The following is a 19,243-nucleotide window of genomic DNA, read 5'->3' on the forward strand; positions in this document are numbered from 1 at the left end:
CTTAGGCTTGCCGGCCTGGATTAACTCCTACAGGTAGCTGTTGGTCATGTCCTCGATGAAGCCTTCACTGCGCAGCTCCTCCAACGCCTTCTGCAACCGCTGCACCACCTCGTCGGGGGTATCCTTGTTCAGCGCCAGGTACAACTCGGCCTCATTGAAGCGCAGCACGGTGGTCAGACCGCCGACGCCTTCCTGCTTGGCGAGGTAGCGGCCAACCGGGTCGGTGGTGGCCCACAGATCAATCTGTCCCTTGATCAGCTTTTGCACGTTCTGCTGGTCGCGTAGCGCGTTGATGGGCTCAAGCCCCTGGCTTTCCAGGTGCTGGCTGACCGCATCGTTCTTGTAGGCGCCGATCTTGTATTGCGCAGCCTCCTTCAAGCTCGCCACGCTGAGGTTGTTGCCTGGCGCGGCAAGCAGCACCCAGCCGGTGTTGGCGATTGGCCCCACCCACTTGAACAGCGGCTGACGCTCCGGAGTAAAGGTGGTGGAGAACAACCCGTAGTTGGGTTTATCCAGGGTCAGGCGGTACAGCCGATCCCAGGGAAAACGCAGGCTCAGGCTGTAGTCGATCTTGGCGCGCTTGAACATGGCCCGGACGATCTCGGCACTGATACCGTCGATACCGTCGTCACGGGCAAAGTTCTTGTCGTCGACCGACATATTGAACGGCGGGAAGTTCTCGGTCAGCAGCACCACCTTGTAGCCATAGGGCAACTCGGCATGGGCCGCGCAGGCGCTGAGTAGAAGGCCGAACAACAAACTGCTTTTGATGATTTTCAACATTAGTCTTCCCGCTCGCATGTGTTGTGATTATGGCTAGCGGCAGCTCGGCTCATGGCCAACCTGCTGAGTCATGTTTTACAGATAGCGGCCGAGGATGTCATCGACGAATCCTTCGCTGCGCATCCGGTCCAGTTCAGACTGCAGCTTCTGTACCACCTCGTCGGGCACCGCCGTGTTCAGCGCCAGGTATAACTCGGCGCTGTCGAAACGCAGGATGGTCTTCAGCCCGGAGACACCCTCCTGCTTCGCCAGGTAACGCCCGGCAGGATCCCCGGTGGCCCACAGGTCGATCTGCCCGGCCATGAGCTTCTTGGCGTTTTGCTGGTCACGCAACACGGTGACCGGCTGCAGACCCTGCTCGATCAGGTACTCGGCGATGGCATCGCCCTTGTAGGCCCCGACCCTGTATTGCTTGGCCTGCGCCAAGCTGGTCAGCTCGATGGGGCTGTCGCTTCTGCCGAGCAGCACCCAGTCATCCGGGCCGATAGGCCCGACCCATTTGAACAGGGCTTCGCGCTCGGGCAGACGCGCGGTGACGAACACCCCGTAACCCGGCTTTTCCAGCGCCAGCTTGTAGATGCGATCCCAAGGGAAGCGCAGGGTCATGCTGTAGTTGACCCCGGCACGCTTGAACATCTCGCCCACGATGTCCACGGCAATGCCGTCGAGGTTGTCTTCCTGGGCAAAGTTCTTGCCGTTGATCGCCATGTTGTAGGGCGGGAAGTTTTCCGTCAGCAATACCACTCGGTAGTTGGCATCCACTTCGGCGCGGGCACTGCCAGCCAGCACCATAAGGGTGCCAGCCAGCGCAATCAGCAGGCGCTTGCACATGTTGGGTTCTCTTTTTTAGTGGTGGCGAGTCGCCGCAGCATACTCAGCCCGACCAACTGCGCCCAGCCTCGAGCGGTCAAGCACTGACCGCTCGGTCCGCTGCAAGACCAGGAATGACGCAATTATGTATTTAAGCCCGGCGCGACCGCGGCTGGCTGCCCGCGACTCTAGCGTAGCGTCGCGGCCATTGCTGCCGACTCGCTCCCAGGTTTGCCGGGCAGAACGCCAGCGCCGCCCGCTCAGCGCACCACGATGCCGCGACTGGCCAGGTAGGCCTTGGCTTCCGGCACCGTGTACTCACCGAAGTGGAAGATGCTCGCGGCCAGTACCGCGTCGGCTTTCCCTTCCAGGATGCCGGCGGCCAGGTGTTCCAAGTTACCTACGCCGCCAGAGGCGATCACCGGAATACCGACCATCTCGCTGATGGCACGGGTGACGCCGAGGTCGTAGCCGCGCTTCACCCCATCCTGGTCCATGCTGGTGAGGAGGATTTCACCGGCGCCGAGGTCTTCCATCTTCTTCGCCCAGAGCACGGCATCCAGGCCGGTCGGCTTGCGCCCACCGTGGGTGAAGATTTCCCAGCGCGGGGGCTCGCCAGGTAACGACACGCACTTGGCGTCGATGGCGACGACGATGCACTGCGAACCAAAGCGCGCAGCCGCCTCGCCGACGAATTCCGGGGTGAAGACCGCCGCAGTGTTGATCGAGACCTTGTCCGCACCGGCATTGAGCAGATTGCGAATGTCCTGCACGCTGCGTACGCCACCGCCCACGGTCAGCGGAATGAAGACCTGACTGGCCATGCGCTCCACCGTATGCAGGGTGGTGTCGCGGCCATCGACGCTGGCGGTGATGTCGAGGAAGGTAATCTCGTCGGCGCCCTGCTCGTCATAGCGGCGGGCAATTTCCACCGGGTCGCCGGCATCGCGGATGTTCTCGAACTGGACGCCCTTGACCACCCGGCCGTTGTCCACGTCGAGGCAGGGGATGATGCGTTTTGCCAGTGCCATAAGAATGTTCCCGTAGGGTGCGCCATGCGCACCGAGAGCCAATCACTGGTGGAAAACGCTTCGCGACTTTCCACCCTACGTCTCGTTTAACCCTTGTAGGCGTCGCAGAGGGCCTGGGCTTCGGCCACGTCCAGGGTGCCTTCGTAGATCGCCCGGCCGGTGATGGCGCCGATGATGCCAGGAGTGCGCGCGTCGAGCAGGGCCTGGATATCACCGAGGTTGTGGATGCCACCGGACGCGATCACCGGGATCCGCGTGGCGTTGGCCAGGGCCACGGTGAAGGGCAGGTTGCAGCCCTGCATCATGCCGTCCTTGGCGATGTCGGTGTAGACAATGGCCGAGACGCCATCGGCCTCAAAGCGCTTGGCCAGGTCGATCACCTGCACCGTGCTGACTTCAGCCCAGCCGTCGGTGGCGACGAAACCATCCTTGGCATCCAGGCCGACGATGACCTTGCCCGGAAACGCCTTGCACGCTTCGGCGACAAACTCAGGCTGCTTGACCGCCTTGGTGCCGATGATCACGTAGCTCACGCCGGCCTTGACGTAATGCTCGATGGTTTCCAGCGAACGTATGCCGCCGCCGATCTGGATCGGCAGGTGCGGATAGCGCTTGGCGATGGCGGTGACCACCTCGCCATTGACCGGCTGGCCTTCGAAGGCGCCATTCAGATCAACCAGGTGCAGACGGCGACAGCCGCCCTCAACCCACTTGGCCGCCATGCTCACCGGGTCGTCGGAGAACACCGTGGAATCTTCCATGCGGCCCTGGCGCAGGCGCACGCAGGCGCCGTCTTTCAGATCGATAGCGGGAATAATCAGCATCGGTTGAACCTGTTCAAGTCGTTGGATTCGGTGAGGGTCAGCTCTTCTCGAGCGCCCAGAGGTCGCTTTCGATGCTCTCGAACCTGTCCTTGAGGACGGTCTGCACATCGAAAATCGCCCGGTTGTAATAGTGCGGCGCAATTTCGCGGGTAAACAGCTCGAGGATCTCCGCGACCTCGAACGAACCCAGTTGCAGCTCGAAGCGCTCCTCCATGAAACGCTTGAGGGCACTGGTCGCCTCACGCTCCTGCTCCGGAGTCAGGGTGAGGATCGGCGGCTTGCTCTTGGCCTTGCTCACCTACCAGCGCCCATCCCAGGCGGCGAAGTTCTGCAGCAATTGCAGGCCGTGGGTATGGCTCTTCTCCGGATGGAACTGCACGGCGAAACGCGAGCCCTCGGCCAGCGCCGCGGCGAAATCCTTGCCGTAATGGCCGCGGCCAACCACTTGCTGCGGCTTGCCAGCCTCGATGTAGTAGCTGTGCACGAAGTAGAAGCGCGCCAGATCCGGAATGTCGTGCCACAGCGGATGCTTGACCGTCTGCGCCACTTCGTTCCAGCCCATGTGCGGCACCTTCAGCTTTTCGCCGTCCTCGACCATATTCTTGCCGAAGAAGCGCACCTGGCCGGGGAACAGGCCGATGCAATCGACACCATCGTTCTCCTCGCTGCGCTCAAGCAAGGCCTGCATGCCGACGCAGATGCCAAGAAACGGCCGATCGACGCTGACTTCACGCACCAGTTCATCGAAGCCCAGGCGCTTGATCTCAGCCATGCAATCGCGAATCGCCCCGACGCCGGGGAACACGATGCGGTCGGCCTCGCGAATCACCTGGGCATCGCTGGTCACCAGCACCTTGCCGGCACCGACATGCTCCAGCGCCTTGGCCACCGAGTGCAGGTTGCCCATGCCGTAATCGATAACAGCGACCGTCTGCATTTAGAGAACGCCCTTGGTCGAGGGCATCTGCCCGGCCATCCGCGGATCCAGCTCGACGGCCATGCGCAGGGCGCGGCCGAAGGCCTTGAACACGGTCTCGATCTGGTGGTGGGTATTAGTGCCACGCAGGTTGTCGATATGCAGGCTGACCAGGGCATGGTTGACGAAGCCCTGGAAGAACTCCTGGAACAGGTCGACATCGAAGCCGCCGACCACCGCCCGCGTGAACGGCACGTGCATCTGTAGCCCCGGGCGGCCGGAGAAGTCGATCACCACGCGCGACAGCGCCTCATCAAGCGGCACATAGGAATGGCCGTAACGAGTCATGCCCTTCTTGTCGCCAATCGCCTTGGTGAAGGCCTGGCCGAGGGTGATACCGACGTCTTCGACGGTGTGGTGGTCGTCGATATGCAGGTCGCCCTGGCACTGGATATCCAGGTCGATCAGGCCGTGACGGGCAATCTGGTCGAGCATGTGCTCGAGAAACGGCACGCCAATAGCGAACTTGGCCTTGCCAGTACCATCCAGGTTGATCGAGACCTTGATCTGGGTCTCCAGGGTGTTGCGCTCGACGGACGCCGTACGTTCGGCCATCACCAACTCCACAAAATCGTTGTGCGAAAGGGCTGCCATTATAGGCGGCCCCGAGCCTGGGCGGCTACCGGCGGCGGTCGGCAAGCAAGGCTATCGGCCGGATTAACCGCGTTTGACGCTGCGCCGCGCCGCCTGAGTGCCAGCAATACATTGCTCGCTGAGGATTGCCGCTGACTAGCGCCTGACAGCAGCCACCACACCCAGGCAGGGGCCACAGCCGGACGCACAGCGCAAATACCAAGAACGCCCGCTCATAGCCACCAGGTAGATCTTGATATGCTCGACAGACGAATGCCGACTCGAGCAAAGAGCGGCAACCCAATCCGTCAAAGCCCAGCACCGAACCCGCCATGGACAGTATCGACACCTTGATTATCGGCGCCGGCGCCCTCGGCCTGGCCTGCGCCGCACGCCTGACCCGAGCGCGACAGAGCTGCCTGATCGTCGAGGCGGAACAGCTGATCGGCAGCCACACCTCCAGCCGCAATTCCGAGGTCATCCACGCCGGCATCTACTACGCCCCCGGCTCGCTGAAAGCCGAGCTGTGCCTGGAGGGCCGCGAGCGCCTGTATGCCTGGTGCGCCCAGCACCAGGTGGCGCACAACCGCATCGGCAAGCTGCTGGTGGCGGTCAGCGCAGCCGAACGCGGCAAGCTTGACGCCCTGGCCGCCAATGCCCAGGCCTGCGGCGTGCATGACCTGGAATATATCGAGCAAGCCCGGCTCGCCGAGCTGGAACCGGCCGTGCATGGCGTTGCCGCGCTGCTGTCGCCGAGCACCGGCATCATCGACAGCCATGCCTACCTGCAATCGCTGCTCGCCGCGGCAGAGAATCAGGGGGCACAACTGGTCCTGCAGACCCACGTCGACCACCTCGAACCCGGCCCTGACGGCTGGATCGTCACGGGCCGTAGCGCCGGCGAAGCTTTCCAGCTCAGGGCGCAGCGGGTGATCAATGCCGGCGGCCTTTTCGCCCAGCAACTGGCGCAGCATACCGCCGGCCTGGCAGCCACGCAGATCCCGGCCCTGCACCTGTGCCGCGGCCGCTACTTCGGCTATAGCGGCCGCTCGCCCTTCCAGCACCTGATCTATCCGCTGCCGGAGGCCAACACCTCGGGCCTGGGCATCCACGCCACCCTCGATCTCGGCGGCCAGGTGCGCTTCGGCCCGGACACCGAGTACCTCGACCATATCGATTACCGGGTCGACGAACAGCTGCGTGCGCCTTTTGCCGACGCTATCCGTCGCTACTTTCCGCTCCTCGACAGCACGCGCCTGGTGCCAGGCTACAGCGGCATCCGACCGAAACTGGCCGGCCCCGGGGAGCCCGCCGCCGACTTCATGATCCAAACCGCCAGCGATCACGGCCTGCCGGGGCTGATCAACCTGTTCGGCATCGAGTCGCCCGGACTGACCGCCAGCCTGGCGATTGCCGAGCGCGTGGCCCGCGAGCTGTAACAGCCACTTGCAAAATCACGCCATAAGCCGGACTTTCGCCGGTCTGTTACGACGGTCGGCGCTATACTCGCGGACTAAATTCAAGTTATCCGAAACAAGGAATCGTCCATGAAAGCGCTCGGCAAAATCCTGGGTCTGTTTTTTCTCGGGCTGTTGCTGATCCTGGTGGCGCTGGGCTTTGCCCTGACCCACCTGTTCGATCCCAACGACTACAAAGACGAGATTCGCCAGCTGGCCCGCGACAAGGCCAACCTGGAACTGACCCTCAACGGTGACATCGGCTGGAGCCTGTTCCCCTGGCTCGGCCTCGAGCTGACCGACGCCACCCTGGCCAGCGCCACCACCCCCGACCAACCCTTTGCCGACCTGCGCCTGCTCGGCCTGTCGGTGCGCGTACTGCCGCTGCTGCGCCGCGAAGTACAGATGAGCGACATCCGCGTCGACGGCCTCAACCTGAACCTGCAGCGCGATGAAAAAGGCCACGGCAACTGGGAGGATATCGGCCGCCCGCCGCAACCCGCGGTGACCGCGAGCACTCCCACCAGCGCAGCGCCTGCACAACCCAGCAATGACCCGCCTGCAAGCACGCGATCAGGCGCCGAGCCAATCAAGCTGGATATCGACAGCCTGATCGTCAACAGCGCACGCATCGATTACCACGACGCGCAGAAAGGCCAGCAATTCAGCGCCGAAAGCATTCAGCTGACTACCGGCGCGATCCGCGAAGGAGCCGCCGTTCCGATCAAACTCAGCGCCTTCTTCGGCACCAACCAACCGGTCATGCGCGCACGCACTGAACTGCAAGGAGAACTGCGCTTCGACCGCGCGCTCAAGCGCTACCAACTGGAAGACGCGAAGATCTCCGGCGAAGCCTCCGGCGAACCCTTCGACGGACAAACCCTGACCTACTCCTTGCAAGGTCAGTTGCTGGTCGACCTGGCCGCACAGGTCGCCGAATGGAACGGACTGAAACTCTCGGCCAACCAGTTGCGCGCCCTCGGCGAAGTGAAGATCCGCGACCTGGATACCCAGCCGAAACTGACCGGCGGCCTGTCCATCGCGCCGGTAAATCTGCGCGAGTTCCTCGCTACCATCGGCCAGACACTGCCACCGACGAACGACGCCAACGCCCTCGGCGAATTCGAGATGGTCACCCGCCTCAGCGGCAGCCCGACCAGCCTGACCCTGCAAGAGCTGAAGCTGAAGCTCGATGACAGCAGCTTCAGCGGCCAGATCGGCATCGCCGACTTCGCCACACAAGCCCTGCGAGTTCAATTGAAAGGCGACAGCCTGGATCTCGACCGCTACCTGCCGAAGCCCGCCGAGGACAGCCAGGGTGCCGGCGCCGCGCGCCAGGCCGAGGTCAAGGAAAGCGTCGCCAACGCCGGCCAGAGCGGCAGCACTCCGCTGCCCAAAGCCCCGACCCAGCACGCCTGGAGCGCCACAACAGCGTTGCCGATCGAGCGCCTGCGTAGCCTCGACCTACAACTGGCACTGAGCCTCGATCAGCTGATTTACCAAAAGCAGGCCATCAGCGCCTTCACCTTCAAGGCCAAGAGCAAGGCCGGCCTGCTGACCCTGGAAGAGATGCGCGGCAAACTCGGCAGCGGCAATTTCGACACCAAGGCGACGGTCGATGTACGCCCCAGCATCCCCCTGCTGAGCCTGCAAAATCAACTGAGCCGGATCAGCGTAGAGCCCTTCCTCAAGAGCGAACAACAGCCCTCGCCGGTCAGAGGACTGCTCGACCTGCAGGCCAACCTGAACACCAGCGGCAACAGCCAGAAAGCCTGGGTCGACGGGCTCAAAGGCACGGCCAGCTTCACCCTCAACGACGGCGTACTGGTCGGCGCCAACCTTGAACAACAACTCTGCCGCGGCATTGCCGCACTCAACCGCAAGGCACTGAGCAGCGAGCCGCGCGCCAAGGACACACCCTTCGAGACCCTGCAAGGCAACCTGACCTTCCTCAACGGCGTAGCTCACAACCCGGACCTCAAAGCCAGCCTCCCCGGCCTTCGCGTCAGCGGCAATGGCGACTTGGACCTGCGCGTACTCGGCCTCGACTATCGCATCGGCATCACCCTGATCGGCGACCAACGCGAAATGCCCGACCCGGCCTGCCAGGTCAACGAGCGCTATGTGGGCATCGAGTGGCCGATACGCTGCCGCGGTCCGCTGGAAATGGGCGGCAAAGCCTGCCGCCTGGACCAGGACGGCATGGGCAAGGTCGCCGCCAAGCTGGCCGGCGACAAACTCAACCAGAAGCTCGAAGAAAAGCTCGGTGACAAGGTCAGCCCCGAACTGAAAGATGCGCTAAAGGGCTTGTTCAACCGATGAATCCCGAGCAGTTCTCCGCAGCGGTCCTCGACTGGTACGACCGCCACGGACGCAAGGATCTGCCCTGGCAGCAGGGCATCAATCCTTACCGCGTGTGGGTCTCGGAAATCATGCTGCAGCAGACCCAGGTCAGCACCGTGCTCGGCTACTTCGACCGATTCATGGCCGCCTTGCCGACCGTGCAAGCCCTGGCTGAAGCGCCGGAAGATGAGGTGCTGCACCTGTGGACCGGCCTGGGCTACTACACCCGCGCGCGCAACCTGCAGAAGACCGCACAGATCGTCATGCGCGAACATGCCGGCGCCTTCCCCCTCGATGTCGAGCAATTGACCGAACTACCCGGGATCGGCCGCTCCACCGCCGGCGCCATCGCCAGCCTGAGCATGGGCCTGCGCGCGCCGATCCTCGACGGCAACGTCAAGCGGGTACTGGCGCGCTACGTGGCCCAGGAGGGCTACCCGGGCGAGCCGAAAGTGGCCAAACAACTGTGGGCGGTGGCCGAACGCCTTACCCCGCACACACGGGTCAACCACTACACCCAGGCGATGATGGATCTGGGCGCCACCCTCTGCACCCGCAGCAAACCCAGCTGCCTGCTCTGCCCGCTGCAAAGCGGCTGCCAGGCCCACCTGCTCGGCCTGGAGATTCGCTACCCAATCGCCAAACCGCGCAAGACGCTGCCGCAGAGGCGCACCCTGATGCCGATCCTGACCAGCCGGGCTGGCGAGGTCCTGCTTTACCGCCGGCCCTCCAGCGGCCTCTGGGGCGGCTTATGGAGCCTGCCGGAGCTGGACGACCTGCCCAGCCTCGACCTGCTCGCCAACCGCCACGCCCTGCAACTGGGCGAGCGCCGCGAACTGGCCGGTCTGAGCCACACGTTCAGCCACTTTCAACTGGCCATCGAACCCTGGCTGATCCGCGTCGAAGCCGCGCCATCGGCCGTGGCCGAGGCCGACTGGCTCTGGTATAACCTCGCCACACCGCCGCGCCTGGGCCTTGCCGCCCCGGTTAAGAAACTGCTGAAGCGCGCGGCCGACGCACTCGCGACAGAACAGAACACTGGAGAGCAGCCATGACCCGCACCGTAATGTGCCGCAAGCACAAAAAAGAACTACCTGGCCTCGACCGCCCACCCTATCCGGGCGCCAAAGGCGAAGACATCTACACCAACGTCTCCAAGCAAGCCTGGGACGAATGGCAGAAGCACCAGACCCTGTTGATCAACGAACGCCGCCTGAACATGATGAACGCCGAGGACCGCAAATTCCTCCAGGCCGAGATGGACAAGTTCCTCTCCGGCGAGGACTACGCCCAGGCCGAAGGCTACGTGCCGCCCAACGAGTGAGCGATCAGCGCCCGCCCGGAACCATCACGGCGGGCACCTTAAACCTCGCCGCTTTTCGTCTTGCGCCGCTAAGCGCCCGTAATAACTAAATATTTTTCAAACTCACGCTTGACACCTACCCTTCAAATCCGTCTAATAGCGCCCCGTTGGCCCAGGTAGCTCAGTCGGTAGAGCAGGGGATTGAAAATCCCCGTGTCGGCGGTTCGATTCCGTCCCTGGGCACCATTAATACCGAAAAAGGCTCACAGCGATGTGGGCCTTTTTTCTGTCCGCAGCAAAAAGCTGGCGACCTCGTTCGCCCCACCGTCAGCCACCAACGACGTCCGCTGCCATGCATGACCCGACTTCCCCCAGCACCGATGACGGCAAGCTCGTGCACCCCCTGCGCACCAGCGACGCCAGGATGGGCGGTGCGCGAAGGGCAATATTGCGTCTGCGCGACAGTCAACAACGGCCAGGCGACACCCACGGCACACCAGGCCATGCACGCACACCAAACGGCTTGGCGGCTGGCGAAACGCTATGCTAGCTTGACGCCTCGCCAGGAAGGCAAAGCTAGAGCCGGAGCGCATCCGAACAAGAAGAGGACACCCCATGGCCGAGGCCACGCCCGCGCTGGAAATCCGCAATCTGCACAAACGCTATGGCGACCTTGAGGTGCTCAAAGGCATCTCCCTCACCGCCCGCGATGGCGACGTGATCTCGATTCTCGGCTCATCCGGTTCCGGCAAGTCGACCTTCCTGCGCTGCATCAATCTGCTGGAAAACCCCAACCAGGGGCAAATCATCGTCGCCGGCGAGGAGCTCAAGCTCAAACCCGGCAAGCACGGTGAATTGGTCGCCGCCGATGGCAAGCAGATCAACCGCCTGCGCAGCGAGCTGGGCTTCGTCTTTCAAAATTTCAATCTGTGGCCGCACATGAGCGTGCTCGACAACATCATCGAGGCGCCACGCCGGGTGCTCGGCCTGAGCAAGGCCGAGGCCACCGAACGGGCCGAAGCGCTGCTGGCCAAGGTCGGCATCTCCGACAAGCGCCATGTCTACCCCAACCAGCTCTCTGGCGGCCAGCAGCAGCGTGCCGCGATTGCCCGCACCCTGGCCATGCAGCCGAAAGTGATCTTGTTCGATGAGCCGACTTCGGCCCTCGACCCGGAGATGGTACAAGAAGTGCTTAATGTGATCCGCGCGCTCGCCGAAGAAGGTCGCACCATGCTCCTGGTTACCCACGAGATGGGCTTTGCCCGTCAGGTCTCCAGTGAAGTGGTGTTCCTGCATCAGGGCCTGGTGGAAGAACAAGGCTCACCCGAGCAAGTGTTCGATAACCCGACTTCGGCGCGCTGCAAACAATTCATGTCCAGCAATGATTAAACACGGAGCAACTCTCGCATGCTGAATTACAAGAAAATCCTGCTGGCCGCGGTCGCCACCCTGACCTTCGGCTCCGGCGCCATAGCTGCCGAAAAACTCAAGATGGGCACCGAAGGCGCCTACCCACCCTTCAACCTGATCGACGCCAGCGGCCAGGTGGTTGGTTTCGACGTGGAAATCGGCCAGGCCCTGTGCGCCAAGATGGAAGCCGAGTGCGAAGTGGTCACCTCAGACTGGGACGGCATCATCCCGGCCCTCAATGCCAAGAAGTTCGACTTCCTGGTGGCCTCGATGTCGATCACCGATGAGCGCAAAGCAGCAGTCGACTTCACCGAGCCCTACTACACCAACAAGCTGCAATTCATTGCGCCGAAAGACAGCGACTTCAAATCCGACAGGGCCAGCCTCCAAGGCAAGGTGATCGGCGCCCAGCGCGCTACCATCGCCGGCACCTGGCTTGAAGACAACCTGGACGGCGTAGTCGACATCAAGCTCTACGACACCCAGGAAAACGCCTACCTCGACCTGACCTCGGGTCGCCTCGACGGCGTCCTGGCCGACACCTTCGTTAACTGGGAGTGGCTCAAGAGCGATGCCGGCAAAGACTTCGAGTTCAAGGGCAAGCCGGTATTCGACAACGACAAGATCGGGATTGCCGTGCGCAAGGGCGACCCCCTGCGCGAGAAGCTGAACACCGCGCTGCAGGCCATCATCGAAGACGGCACCTACAAGACGATCAACGACAAATATTTCCCGTTCAGCATTTACTGAGCAGCCTGCCCTGCGTCGCCCTCACGGGCGATGCAGGCTTCTGACCCCCCATGACTTTAGATCTCTACGGATTCGGCCCAGCCCTGGCCGCCGGCACCCTGATGACCATCAAGCTAGCGCTCAGCGCGCTGGCCCTGGGTCTGGTGCTCGGCCTGCTCGGCGCTTTGGCCAAGACTTCGCCGTACAAGCCGCTGCAGTGGCTTGGCGGCACCTATTCGACCATCGTGCGCGGCATACCCGAACTGCTTTGGGTCCTGCTGATCTACTTCGGCACCGTGCAGCTGATGCGCAACCTGGCCGACCTGCTGGGCATCGACAGCCTCGAACTGAGCGCCTTTGCCGCCGGCACCATTGCCCTGGGCATCTGTTTTGGCGCTTATGCCACCGAAGTATTTCGTGGTGCGATCCTCGCCATCCCCAAGGGTCACCGCGAAGCCGGCCAGGCGCTTGGCCTGTCCGTACCGCGGATCTTCTGGCGCCTGATCCTGCCGCAGATGTGGCGCATCGCCCTGCCCGGTCTGGGCAACCTGTTCATGATCCTGATGAAAGACACCGCCCTGGTTTCGGTGATCGGTCTTGAAGAAATCATGCGCCGCTCGCAGATTGCCGTGACCTCCAGCAAAGAACCCTTCACCTTCTTCCTGGTGGCGGCCTTGATCTACCTGGGCCTTACCGTGATCGCCATGATCGGCCTGCACTTCCTTGAACAGCGCGCCAGTCGCGGCTTCATCAGGAGCACCTCATGAACTGGGAAGTAATCATCAAGTGGTTGCCGCGCCTAGCCGAAGGCGCCGTACTGACCCTGGAACTGGTCGCCATCGCGGTAGTCGCAGGCCTGATCCTGGCAATTCCCATGGGCATCGCCCGCGCCTCCAAGCACTGGTTCGTCCGCGCCGTGCCCTACGGCTACATCTTCTTCTTCCGCGGCACTCCGCTGCTGGTACAGTTATTTCTGGTCTATTACGGTCTGGCCCAGTTCGACGCCGTGCGCGAAGGGCCGTTCTGGTTCTACCTGCGCGACGCCTACTGGTGCGCCATCCTGACCATGACCCTGCATACCGCCGCCTATATCGCCGAAATCCTGCGCGGCGCAATTCAGGCCGTGCCTCCGGGCGAAGTGGAAGCGGCGCGTGCCCTAGGCATGGCCCGCTGGCAGACCATGCTCTATATCGTCCTGCCGCGCGCCGCGCGCATCGGCCTGCCCGCCTACAGCAACGAAGTAATCCTGATGCTCAAGGCCAGCTCCCTGGCCAGCACCGTCACCCTGCTGGAACTGACCGGCATGGCGCGCACCATCATCGCCCGCACCTACCTCCCGGTAGAGATCTTCTTCGCCGCCGGCATGTTCTACCTGCTGATCGCCTTCATCCTGGTCCGCGGCTTCAAGCTGCTGGAACAGTGGCTAAGGGTCGACGCCTGCCAGGGCCGCTGAAGCGACGGGGCATTCACTGCCCCATCCAGGCCGGACGACACGAGCATGAACGACTCCCCCCTCAGCGGCGACAGCCTGCTCCAGCGCTTCCAGGCGCTGGATGCATTTCTGCTGCAGCACCAAGCACTCTGGCAACCGCGGCCATTCACCCACCAGCAACTGCCGTGGGAACGCCAGCACCCGCAACTCGCGCGCTGGCTCAGATCGCGCAGCCTGGAACAGGCCGAGACCAGCCACAACCGACCGCACCTGCTGGATGCCCCCGCGCCCTTTGCCGGCCTCGCCGCGCAGGCCGAGACCCTGAGCCGAGTCGGCGCCTTCACGTCACAGCCACTGCCGCCACTGCCGGCCCGTTTCTCGGTCGACGTGCCTGGGCGCAAATGGCAACAGATCCAGGCCTTCGCCGGCTGCCTGCAGTTTCACCAACCCGCGCAAAACTGGCTCGACTGGTGCGCCGGCAAAGGGCATCTCGGTCGCATGCTGGCGCATGACGGACGCCCGCTGACTTGCCTGGAACACAATCCCGAACTGGTACACAGCGGCCAACTGCTCAGCCAGCGCCTAAACCTCGACGCCCGGCATCTGCAGCAGGATGTACTCGGCGCCGATGCCGGCGCCCTGCTCCACAGCGAACACACCCCGGTCGCCCTCCACGCCTGCGGCGACCTGCATGTGCGCCTGATGCGACTCGCCAGCGCGGCGGGCTGTCAGCAATTGGCCATAGCGCCGTGCTGCTACAACCGCATCGCCACCCCCGGTTACCAGGCCCTCTCCTCAGCGGCCCAGGCCTCGGCCTTGCAACTCTCGCTGGATGATCTGGGCCTGCCCCTTAGCGAGACCGTCACCGCTGGCGCTCGCGTACGTCGTCAGCGCGATCGTTCCATGGCCTGGCGCCTGGCGTTCGACGTGCTGCAACGCGAACTGCGCGGCATCGACCAATACCTACCCACACCGTCCTTGCCGGCGACCTGGCTGGGGAAAGAGTTCACCGACTACTGCACAGACCTCGCCGCCCTGAAACAACTGCCCACACCTGACCCTTCAAGAGACTGGCAACAACTGCAGAACCAAGGCTGGCAACGACTGGCCCAGGTGCGCAACCTGGAACTGCTGCGCGGCCTGTTCCGTCGCCCGCTGGAACTGTGGCTGCTACTCGACCGCGCGCTCTACCTGCAAGATCAAGGCTTCAGCGTGCGCCTCGGCAGCTTCTGCCCGCGCCAGCTCACCCCGCGCAACCTGCTACTGCTCGCCGAACGCAACTGAGCATACAAAAGTTGCCCACATTATCTGTGGATAACTGTGTTGATAGATTCTGAGCAGTCTCACCAAATGCCTCTAGCATCGGCTCTCGCGGTGCCTGCTCATTTTTCGATCAATACATAAAAACCAACAAAAACATGCACTTATAAAATACCGAGAAATGCCTCACAAAAAGCAGGTGTACGCTCGCCAAATGACAGCCGCTTGTGCATAAGGATTTCGCAGCCAATCGCCAGAAGCCCAATAGACGACCCCACTCATCAGCCCAATTCCCAGGGCCCGCACCGCCTTCTCCTTGGCTGGCGAACCGCCCCGAGATGAGGCTTTGGGCTACTCGGCGCCCTGCAACCTACTGTCGCCGCGAGACGCTGGCGCCAAACCCGGGAGCATTTTCGAGAGCGCCCACTGCCGTCTAAAGGACGGGCCTGAGCACACCGCCCACGCATTGCTGCAATCAGGCTGGCTGAGGCTTGAAAATAATCAGGATAAACAATGCCTAGACGACTTTACTCGGCCAAATGAATGGATATAATGGCGCCCCTGAAATGCCGGTATAGCTCAGCTGGTAGAGCAACTGACTTGTAATCAGTAGGTCCCGAGTTCGACTCTTGGTGCCGGCACCATACAAATAAAAGGGTTACGTGAAAACGTAGCCCTTTTTTTGTGCCTGAAATTCGGCGCGGCGGGTCTCGGATCCCAAGGGCCAACCACTGCACGTCTGCCGGCATTCAGCGCTTGCGGCCGGGACGCTCAGCCGACAAGCTAAGTCGAATGCTCGAGTCATGTCGAAAAAGGCACTCTTTCATGCGGATTCTGCTCACCGGCGGTGCCGGATTTATTGGTTCGGCCCTGATTCGCCACCTGCTCAGCGACACCACGCACCAGGTCCTCAACCTCGACAAGCTGACCTACGCCGGCAACCTCGAGTCGCTCGCCAGCGTCGCGGACCAGCCACGCTATCAGTTCGTCCAGGCCGATATCGGCGACAGCGCGGCGGTGAGCCGGGCCTTGGCCGAGTTCCAGCCGGACGCCATCATGCACCTGGCCGCCGAGTCGCATGTCGATCGCTCCATCGACGGCCCGGCTGCCTTTATCCAGACCAATATCGTCGGCACCTATACCTTGCTCGAAGCCACCCGCACCTATTGGCTGCAGTTGGACGAGGCGCGCAGGCAGGCCTTTCGCTTTCACCATATTTCCACCGACGAGGTGTACGGCGACCTGCACGGGGTCGATGACCTGTTCACCGAGAGCACGTCCTATGCGCCCAGCTCGCCCTATTCGGCGAGCAAGGCGGCCGCCGATCACCTGGTGCGCGCCTGGCAGCGCACCTATGGCCTGCCGGTGCTGATCAGCAATTGCTCGAACAATTACGGCCCCTATCAATTTCCGGAAAAGCTGATCCCGCTGATGATTCTCAACGCCCTGGAGGGCAAGCCGCTACCGGTGTACGGTGATGGCCAGCAGGTGCGCGACTGGCTGTATGTCGAGGACCATGCCCGCGCCCTGCTCAGGGTGCTGACGCGGGGACAAGTTGGCGCGACCTACAACATTGGCGGGCATAACCAGCAGACCAATCTCGAGGTGGTGGAAAGTATCTGCGCGCTGCTGGATGAACTGAGGCCATGGCAAGACACAAGCACGGGTCACCCTCGCTCCTACAAGGAACTGATCAGCTTCGTCGCCGACCGCCCAGGCCACGACCGGCGCTATGCCATCGACGCCGGCAAGATCGAGCGCGAGCTGGGCTGGACGCCCGAGGAAAGCTTCGCCAGCGGCCTGCGCAAGACTGTGCGCTGGTACCTGGATAACCTCGACTGGTGCCGCCGCGTGCAGGATGGCAGCTATCAACGTGAACGACTGGGAGCTTCTCTTTGAAAGGGATGAAAGGCATAGTCCTCGCCGGCGGCTCCGGCAGCCGCCTGTATCCGATCACCCTAGGGGTGTCCAAACAGCTGCTGCCGGTCTACGACAAGCCGATGATCTATTACCCGATCTCGGTACTGATGCTCGCCGGTATCCGCGACATCCTGATCATTTCCACCCCCCACGATCTGCCGCAGTTCGAGAGGATGCTCGGCGACGGCAGTCAGTTCGGCGTGCGCTTCAGCTATGCCGAACAGCCGGCGCCGGAGGGGCTGGCCCAAGCCTTGCTGATCGGCGAGTCATTCATCGGCGACGACCGGGTATGCTTGATCCTCGGCGACAATATCTTCCACGGCCAGCACTTTACCGAGAAGCTCCTGCGCGCCGCCGCCGACCCCAGCGGCGCGACGATTTTCGGCTATTGGGTCAAAGACCCCGAGCGCTTCGGCGTGGTCGAGTTCGACGCCAGCGGCCGGGTCATCTCCATCGAGGAAAAACCGGCCAAACCGAAATCCAGCTACGCTGTCACCGGCCTGTATTTCTATGACAACGACGTGATCGAGATCGCCAGGGCGATCAAGCCCTCGTCACGCGGCGAGCTGGAAATCACCGACGTCAATAACGCCTACTTGAGACGCGGCGATCTGCATGTCGAGCGCTTCGGCCGGGGCTTCGCCTGGCTCGACACCGGCACCCACGACAGCCTGCTGGAGGCCTCGCAATACGTGCAGACCATCGAGCACCGTCAGGGGCTGAAAGTCGCCTGCCTGGAAGAGATCGCCTTCAATAATGGCTGGATCAACCGTGAACGCCTGCTCGAGCAGGCGCGAGCCTTCAGCAAAACCGACTATGGCCAGTACCTGTCCAGGCTGGCGCAGGAGCACGCATGAAGGTGATTGCCAGCGACCTGCCGGAGGTGCTGATCCTCGAACCCAGGGTGTTCGGTGATGAGCGCGGCTTCTTCTACGAGAGTTTCAATGCCCGCGCCTTCGCCGAAGCCACCGGCCTGAACCGCACATTCGTCCAGGACAACCACTCGCGCTCGCTGCGCGGCGTGTTGCGCGGCTTGCATTACCAACTGCAGCAGGCCCAAGGCAAGCTGGTGCGGGTCGTCGCCGGCGAAGTGTTCGACGTCAGCGTGGACCTGCGCCGCAGCTCGCCGACCTTCGGCAAGTGGGTCGGCGTCCATTTGTCCGCCGAGAACAAGCGCCAACTGTGGCTGCCGGAAGGCTTCGCCCATGGTTTTCTGGTGCTCAGCGAATACGCCGAAGTCGTCTACAAGACCACTGACTACTACGCGCCGACCTACGAGCGCTGCATCCGCTGGGACGACCCGGGCCTTGCCATCGACTGGCCCCTGGAGAGTGCGCCTCAGCTCTCGGCCAAGGACCAGGCCGGCCTCAGCCTGGCCGATGCGCAGCTGTTCCCATGAAGATCCTGCTGCTCGGCGAGCACGGCCAAGTCAGCCGCGAGCTGCAACTGAGCCTGCGCGAACAAGGCGAACTGACAGTGCTGGGCCGCGACCGGCTCGACCTGAGCCAGCCAGAGCAGATCCGCCGTCAGGTGCGCGAGCTGCGACCCGACTTGATCATCAACGCCGCGGCGTACACGGCGGTCGACCAGGCCGAGAGCGAGGCGCAGCTGGCCTTCGCCATCAACGCCACGGCGCCTGGCATTCTCGCCGAGGAAGCTGCTGCGCTGGGTGCGCCGCTGATCCATTACTCCAGCGACTACGTGTTCGACGGCACAAAAACCGCGCCCTATAGCGAGGACGACACGCCCAACCCGCTCGGGGTCTACGGTCGCAGCAAGCTGGCCGGGGAACAGGCAATCCAGGCGGCTGGCGGCGCCCACTTGATCCTGCGCACCAGCTGGGTCTACTCGCTGCACGGCAAGAATTTTCTGCTGACCATGCAACGTCTGCTGCAGGAACGCGCCAGCCTGAATGTGGTGGCCGATCAAGTCGGTGCGCCGACCTGGGCCGGCAGCATCGCCGCTGTCACAGCGCAGATGATCCACAACTGGCGCGCCGGCCAAGGCGGTCCCTGGGGGCTGTATCACCTCAGTGCTCAGGGCGAAGTCTCCTGGTTCGGCTTCGCCAGCGCGATCGCCGAGCAACTGCGCACCCAAGGCATAGCCACCGCGACCCTGCAGCCCATCCCCACCAGCGCATACCCCACGCCGGCACGGCGTCCGCTCAACTCGCGACTCGACTGCACACGCCTGCAACGCGACTGGCATATCCAGCTGAGTGACTGGCACAGCGCCCTGCTCGAATGCCTGCACAACCCGCCACAGTGCTGAGCGATTCAAGTCGCAATCCGGTTCGATAGAGTCTGGCAAGTCAGATAGTGGGCTGAAGATCCCCGCCCAACGCCACTGGCACATCCCTTGCTAAAGCTTGAAGATGCATACTACCTGCGAC

General features: G+C 62.8%; 20 protein-coding genes and 2 tRNA genes. 15 read left to right on the forward strand and 7 right to left on the reverse strand.

The window, feature by feature from the left end; genetic code table 11:
- Positions 1–27: 27 nt before the first annotated feature.
- From LJY18_RS03675 to hisB, 7 genes are all read right to left on the reverse strand, one after another.
- The gene (locus LJY18_RS03675) at positions 28–783 is read right to left on the reverse strand and encodes a substrate-binding periplasmic protein (RefSeq protein WP_238040437.1); all 756 of its coding nucleotides are present in this window, start codon (positions 781–783) and stop codon (positions 28–30) included.
- A 75-nt stretch (positions 784–858) separates the two neighbouring features.
- Positions 859–1,614: a substrate-binding periplasmic protein gene (locus LJY18_RS03680; RefSeq protein WP_238040438.1), complete on the reverse strand. Its 756-nt coding sequence runs from the start codon at positions 1,612–1,614 to the stop codon at positions 859–861.
- A 239-nt stretch (positions 1,615–1,853) separates the two neighbouring features.
- On the reverse strand, positions 1,854–2,624 hold the full coding sequence (gene hisF, locus LJY18_RS03685) for an imidazole glycerol phosphate synthase subunit HisF (protein WP_238040439.1): 771 nt from the start codon (positions 2,622–2,624) through the stop codon (positions 1,854–1,856).
- Positions 2,625–2,710: 86 nt separating this feature from the next.
- On the reverse strand, positions 2,711–3,448 hold the full coding sequence (gene hisA, locus LJY18_RS03690; protein ID WP_238040440.1) for a 1-(5-phosphoribosyl)-5-[(5-phosphoribosylamino)methylideneamino]imidazole-4-carboxamide isomerase: 738 nt from the start codon (positions 3,446–3,448) through the stop codon (positions 2,711–2,713).
- Positions 3,449–3,485: 37 nt separating this feature from the next.
- Complete coding sequence (locus LJY18_RS03695) at positions 3,486–3,746, reverse strand: DUF2164 domain-containing protein (RefSeq protein WP_238040441.1); 261 nt, start codon at positions 3,744–3,746, stop codon at positions 3,486–3,488.
- On the reverse strand, positions 3,747–4,385 hold the full coding sequence (gene hisH, locus LJY18_RS03700; protein ID WP_238040442.1) for an imidazole glycerol phosphate synthase subunit HisH: 639 nt from the start codon (positions 4,383–4,385) through the stop codon (positions 3,747–3,749). It lies immediately after the preceding gene.
- Positions 4,386–4,979 (reverse strand): imidazoleglycerol-phosphate dehydratase HisB, encoded by a 594-nt coding sequence (hisB, locus tag LJY18_RS03705; protein ID WP_238040443.1) that lies wholly within the window; start codon positions 4,977–4,979, stop codon positions 4,386–4,388.
- Positions 4,980–5,329: 350 nt separating this feature from the next.
- On the opposite strand from hisB, the gene LJY18_RS03710 reads away from it, so the two are divergent.
- The 15 genes from LJY18_RS03710 to rfbD all read left to right on the forward strand — a co-directional run bounded on the left by LJY18_RS03710 (position 5,330) and on the right by rfbD (position 19,122).
- Positions 5,330–6,436, forward strand: a complete 1,107-nt coding sequence (locus LJY18_RS03710; protein WP_238040444.1) for an NAD(P)/FAD-dependent oxidoreductase — start codon at positions 5,330–5,332, stop codon at positions 6,434–6,436.
- A gap of 108 nt (positions 6,437–6,544) precedes the next feature.
- Positions 6,545–8,776, forward strand: coding sequence for an AsmA family protein (locus LJY18_RS03715; RefSeq protein WP_238040445.1), 2,232 nt, complete (start codon positions 6,545–6,547; stop codon positions 8,774–8,776).
- Positions 8,773–9,852, forward strand: coding sequence for an A/G-specific adenine glycosylase (mutY, locus tag LJY18_RS03720; protein WP_238040446.1), 1,080 nt, complete (start codon positions 8,773–8,775; stop codon positions 9,850–9,852). The genes LJY18_RS03715 and mutY overlap by 4 nt, the downstream gene beginning before the upstream one ends.
- A complete protein-coding gene (locus LJY18_RS03725; RefSeq protein WP_238040447.1) occupies positions 9,849–10,121 on the forward strand; it encodes an oxidative damage protection protein in 273 nt (90 codons plus the stop codon). Before mutY ends, LJY18_RS03725 begins: the two co-directional genes overlap by 4 nt.
- A gap of 149 nt (positions 10,122–10,270) precedes the next feature.
- A tRNA-Phe gene (locus LJY18_RS03730) sits at positions 10,271–10,346 on the forward strand.
- 369 nt (positions 10,347–10,715) lie between these two features.
- Positions 10,716–11,489 (forward strand): ABC transporter ATP-binding protein, encoded by a 774-nt coding sequence (locus tag LJY18_RS03735; protein WP_238040448.1) that lies wholly within the window; start codon positions 10,716–10,718, stop codon positions 11,487–11,489.
- Positions 11,490–11,507: 18 nt separating this feature from the next.
- Positions 11,508–12,260, forward strand: coding sequence for an ABC transporter substrate-binding protein (locus LJY18_RS03740; protein WP_238040449.1), 753 nt, complete (start codon positions 11,508–11,510; stop codon positions 12,258–12,260).
- Positions 12,261–12,310: 50 nt separating this feature from the next.
- The gene (locus tag LJY18_RS03745; protein ID WP_238040450.1) at positions 12,311–13,006 is read left to right on the forward strand and encodes an ABC transporter permease; all 696 of its coding nucleotides are present in this window, start codon (positions 12,311–12,313) and stop codon (positions 13,004–13,006) included.
- On the forward strand, positions 13,003–13,692 hold the full coding sequence (locus LJY18_RS03750; protein WP_238040451.1) for an ABC transporter permease: 690 nt from the start codon (positions 13,003–13,005) through the stop codon (positions 13,690–13,692). The genes LJY18_RS03745 and LJY18_RS03750 overlap by 4 nt, the downstream gene beginning before the upstream one ends.
- A gap of 45 nt (positions 13,693–13,737) precedes the next feature.
- Complete coding sequence (locus tag LJY18_RS03755) at positions 13,738–14,955, forward strand: methyltransferase (protein WP_238040452.1); 1,218 nt, start codon at positions 13,738–13,740, stop codon at positions 14,953–14,955.
- Between the two features lie 544 nt (positions 14,956–15,499).
- A tRNA-Thr gene (locus LJY18_RS03760) sits at positions 15,500–15,575 on the forward strand.
- A gap of 181 nt (positions 15,576–15,756) precedes the next feature.
- On the forward strand, positions 15,757–16,830 hold the full coding sequence (rfbB, locus tag LJY18_RS03765) for a dTDP-glucose 4,6-dehydratase (RefSeq protein WP_238040453.1): 1,074 nt from the start codon (positions 15,757–15,759) through the stop codon (positions 16,828–16,830).
- Between the two features lie 5 nt (positions 16,831–16,835).
- The gene (gene rfbA, locus LJY18_RS03770; RefSeq protein ID WP_238041108.1) at positions 16,836–17,708 is read left to right on the forward strand and encodes a glucose-1-phosphate thymidylyltransferase RfbA; all 873 of its coding nucleotides are present in this window, start codon (positions 16,836–16,838) and stop codon (positions 17,706–17,708) included.
- Entirely contained in the window at positions 17,705–18,250 is a 546-nt protein-coding gene (rfbC, locus tag LJY18_RS03775; protein ID WP_238040454.1) for a dTDP-4-dehydrorhamnose 3,5-epimerase, read from the forward strand. The genes rfbA and rfbC overlap by 4 nt, the downstream gene beginning before the upstream one ends.
- Complete coding sequence (gene rfbD, locus LJY18_RS03780) at positions 18,247–19,122, forward strand: dTDP-4-dehydrorhamnose reductase (protein WP_238040455.1); 876 nt, start codon at positions 18,247–18,249, stop codon at positions 19,120–19,122. Before rfbC ends, rfbD begins: the two co-directional genes overlap by 4 nt.
- Positions 19,123–19,243 lie beyond the last annotated feature (121 nt).

This window comes from Pseudomonas sp. MMS21 TM103 (assembly GCF_022132145.1).
Classification (GTDB): Bacteria; Pseudomonadota; Gammaproteobacteria; order Pseudomonadales; family Pseudomonadaceae; genus Aquipseudomonas.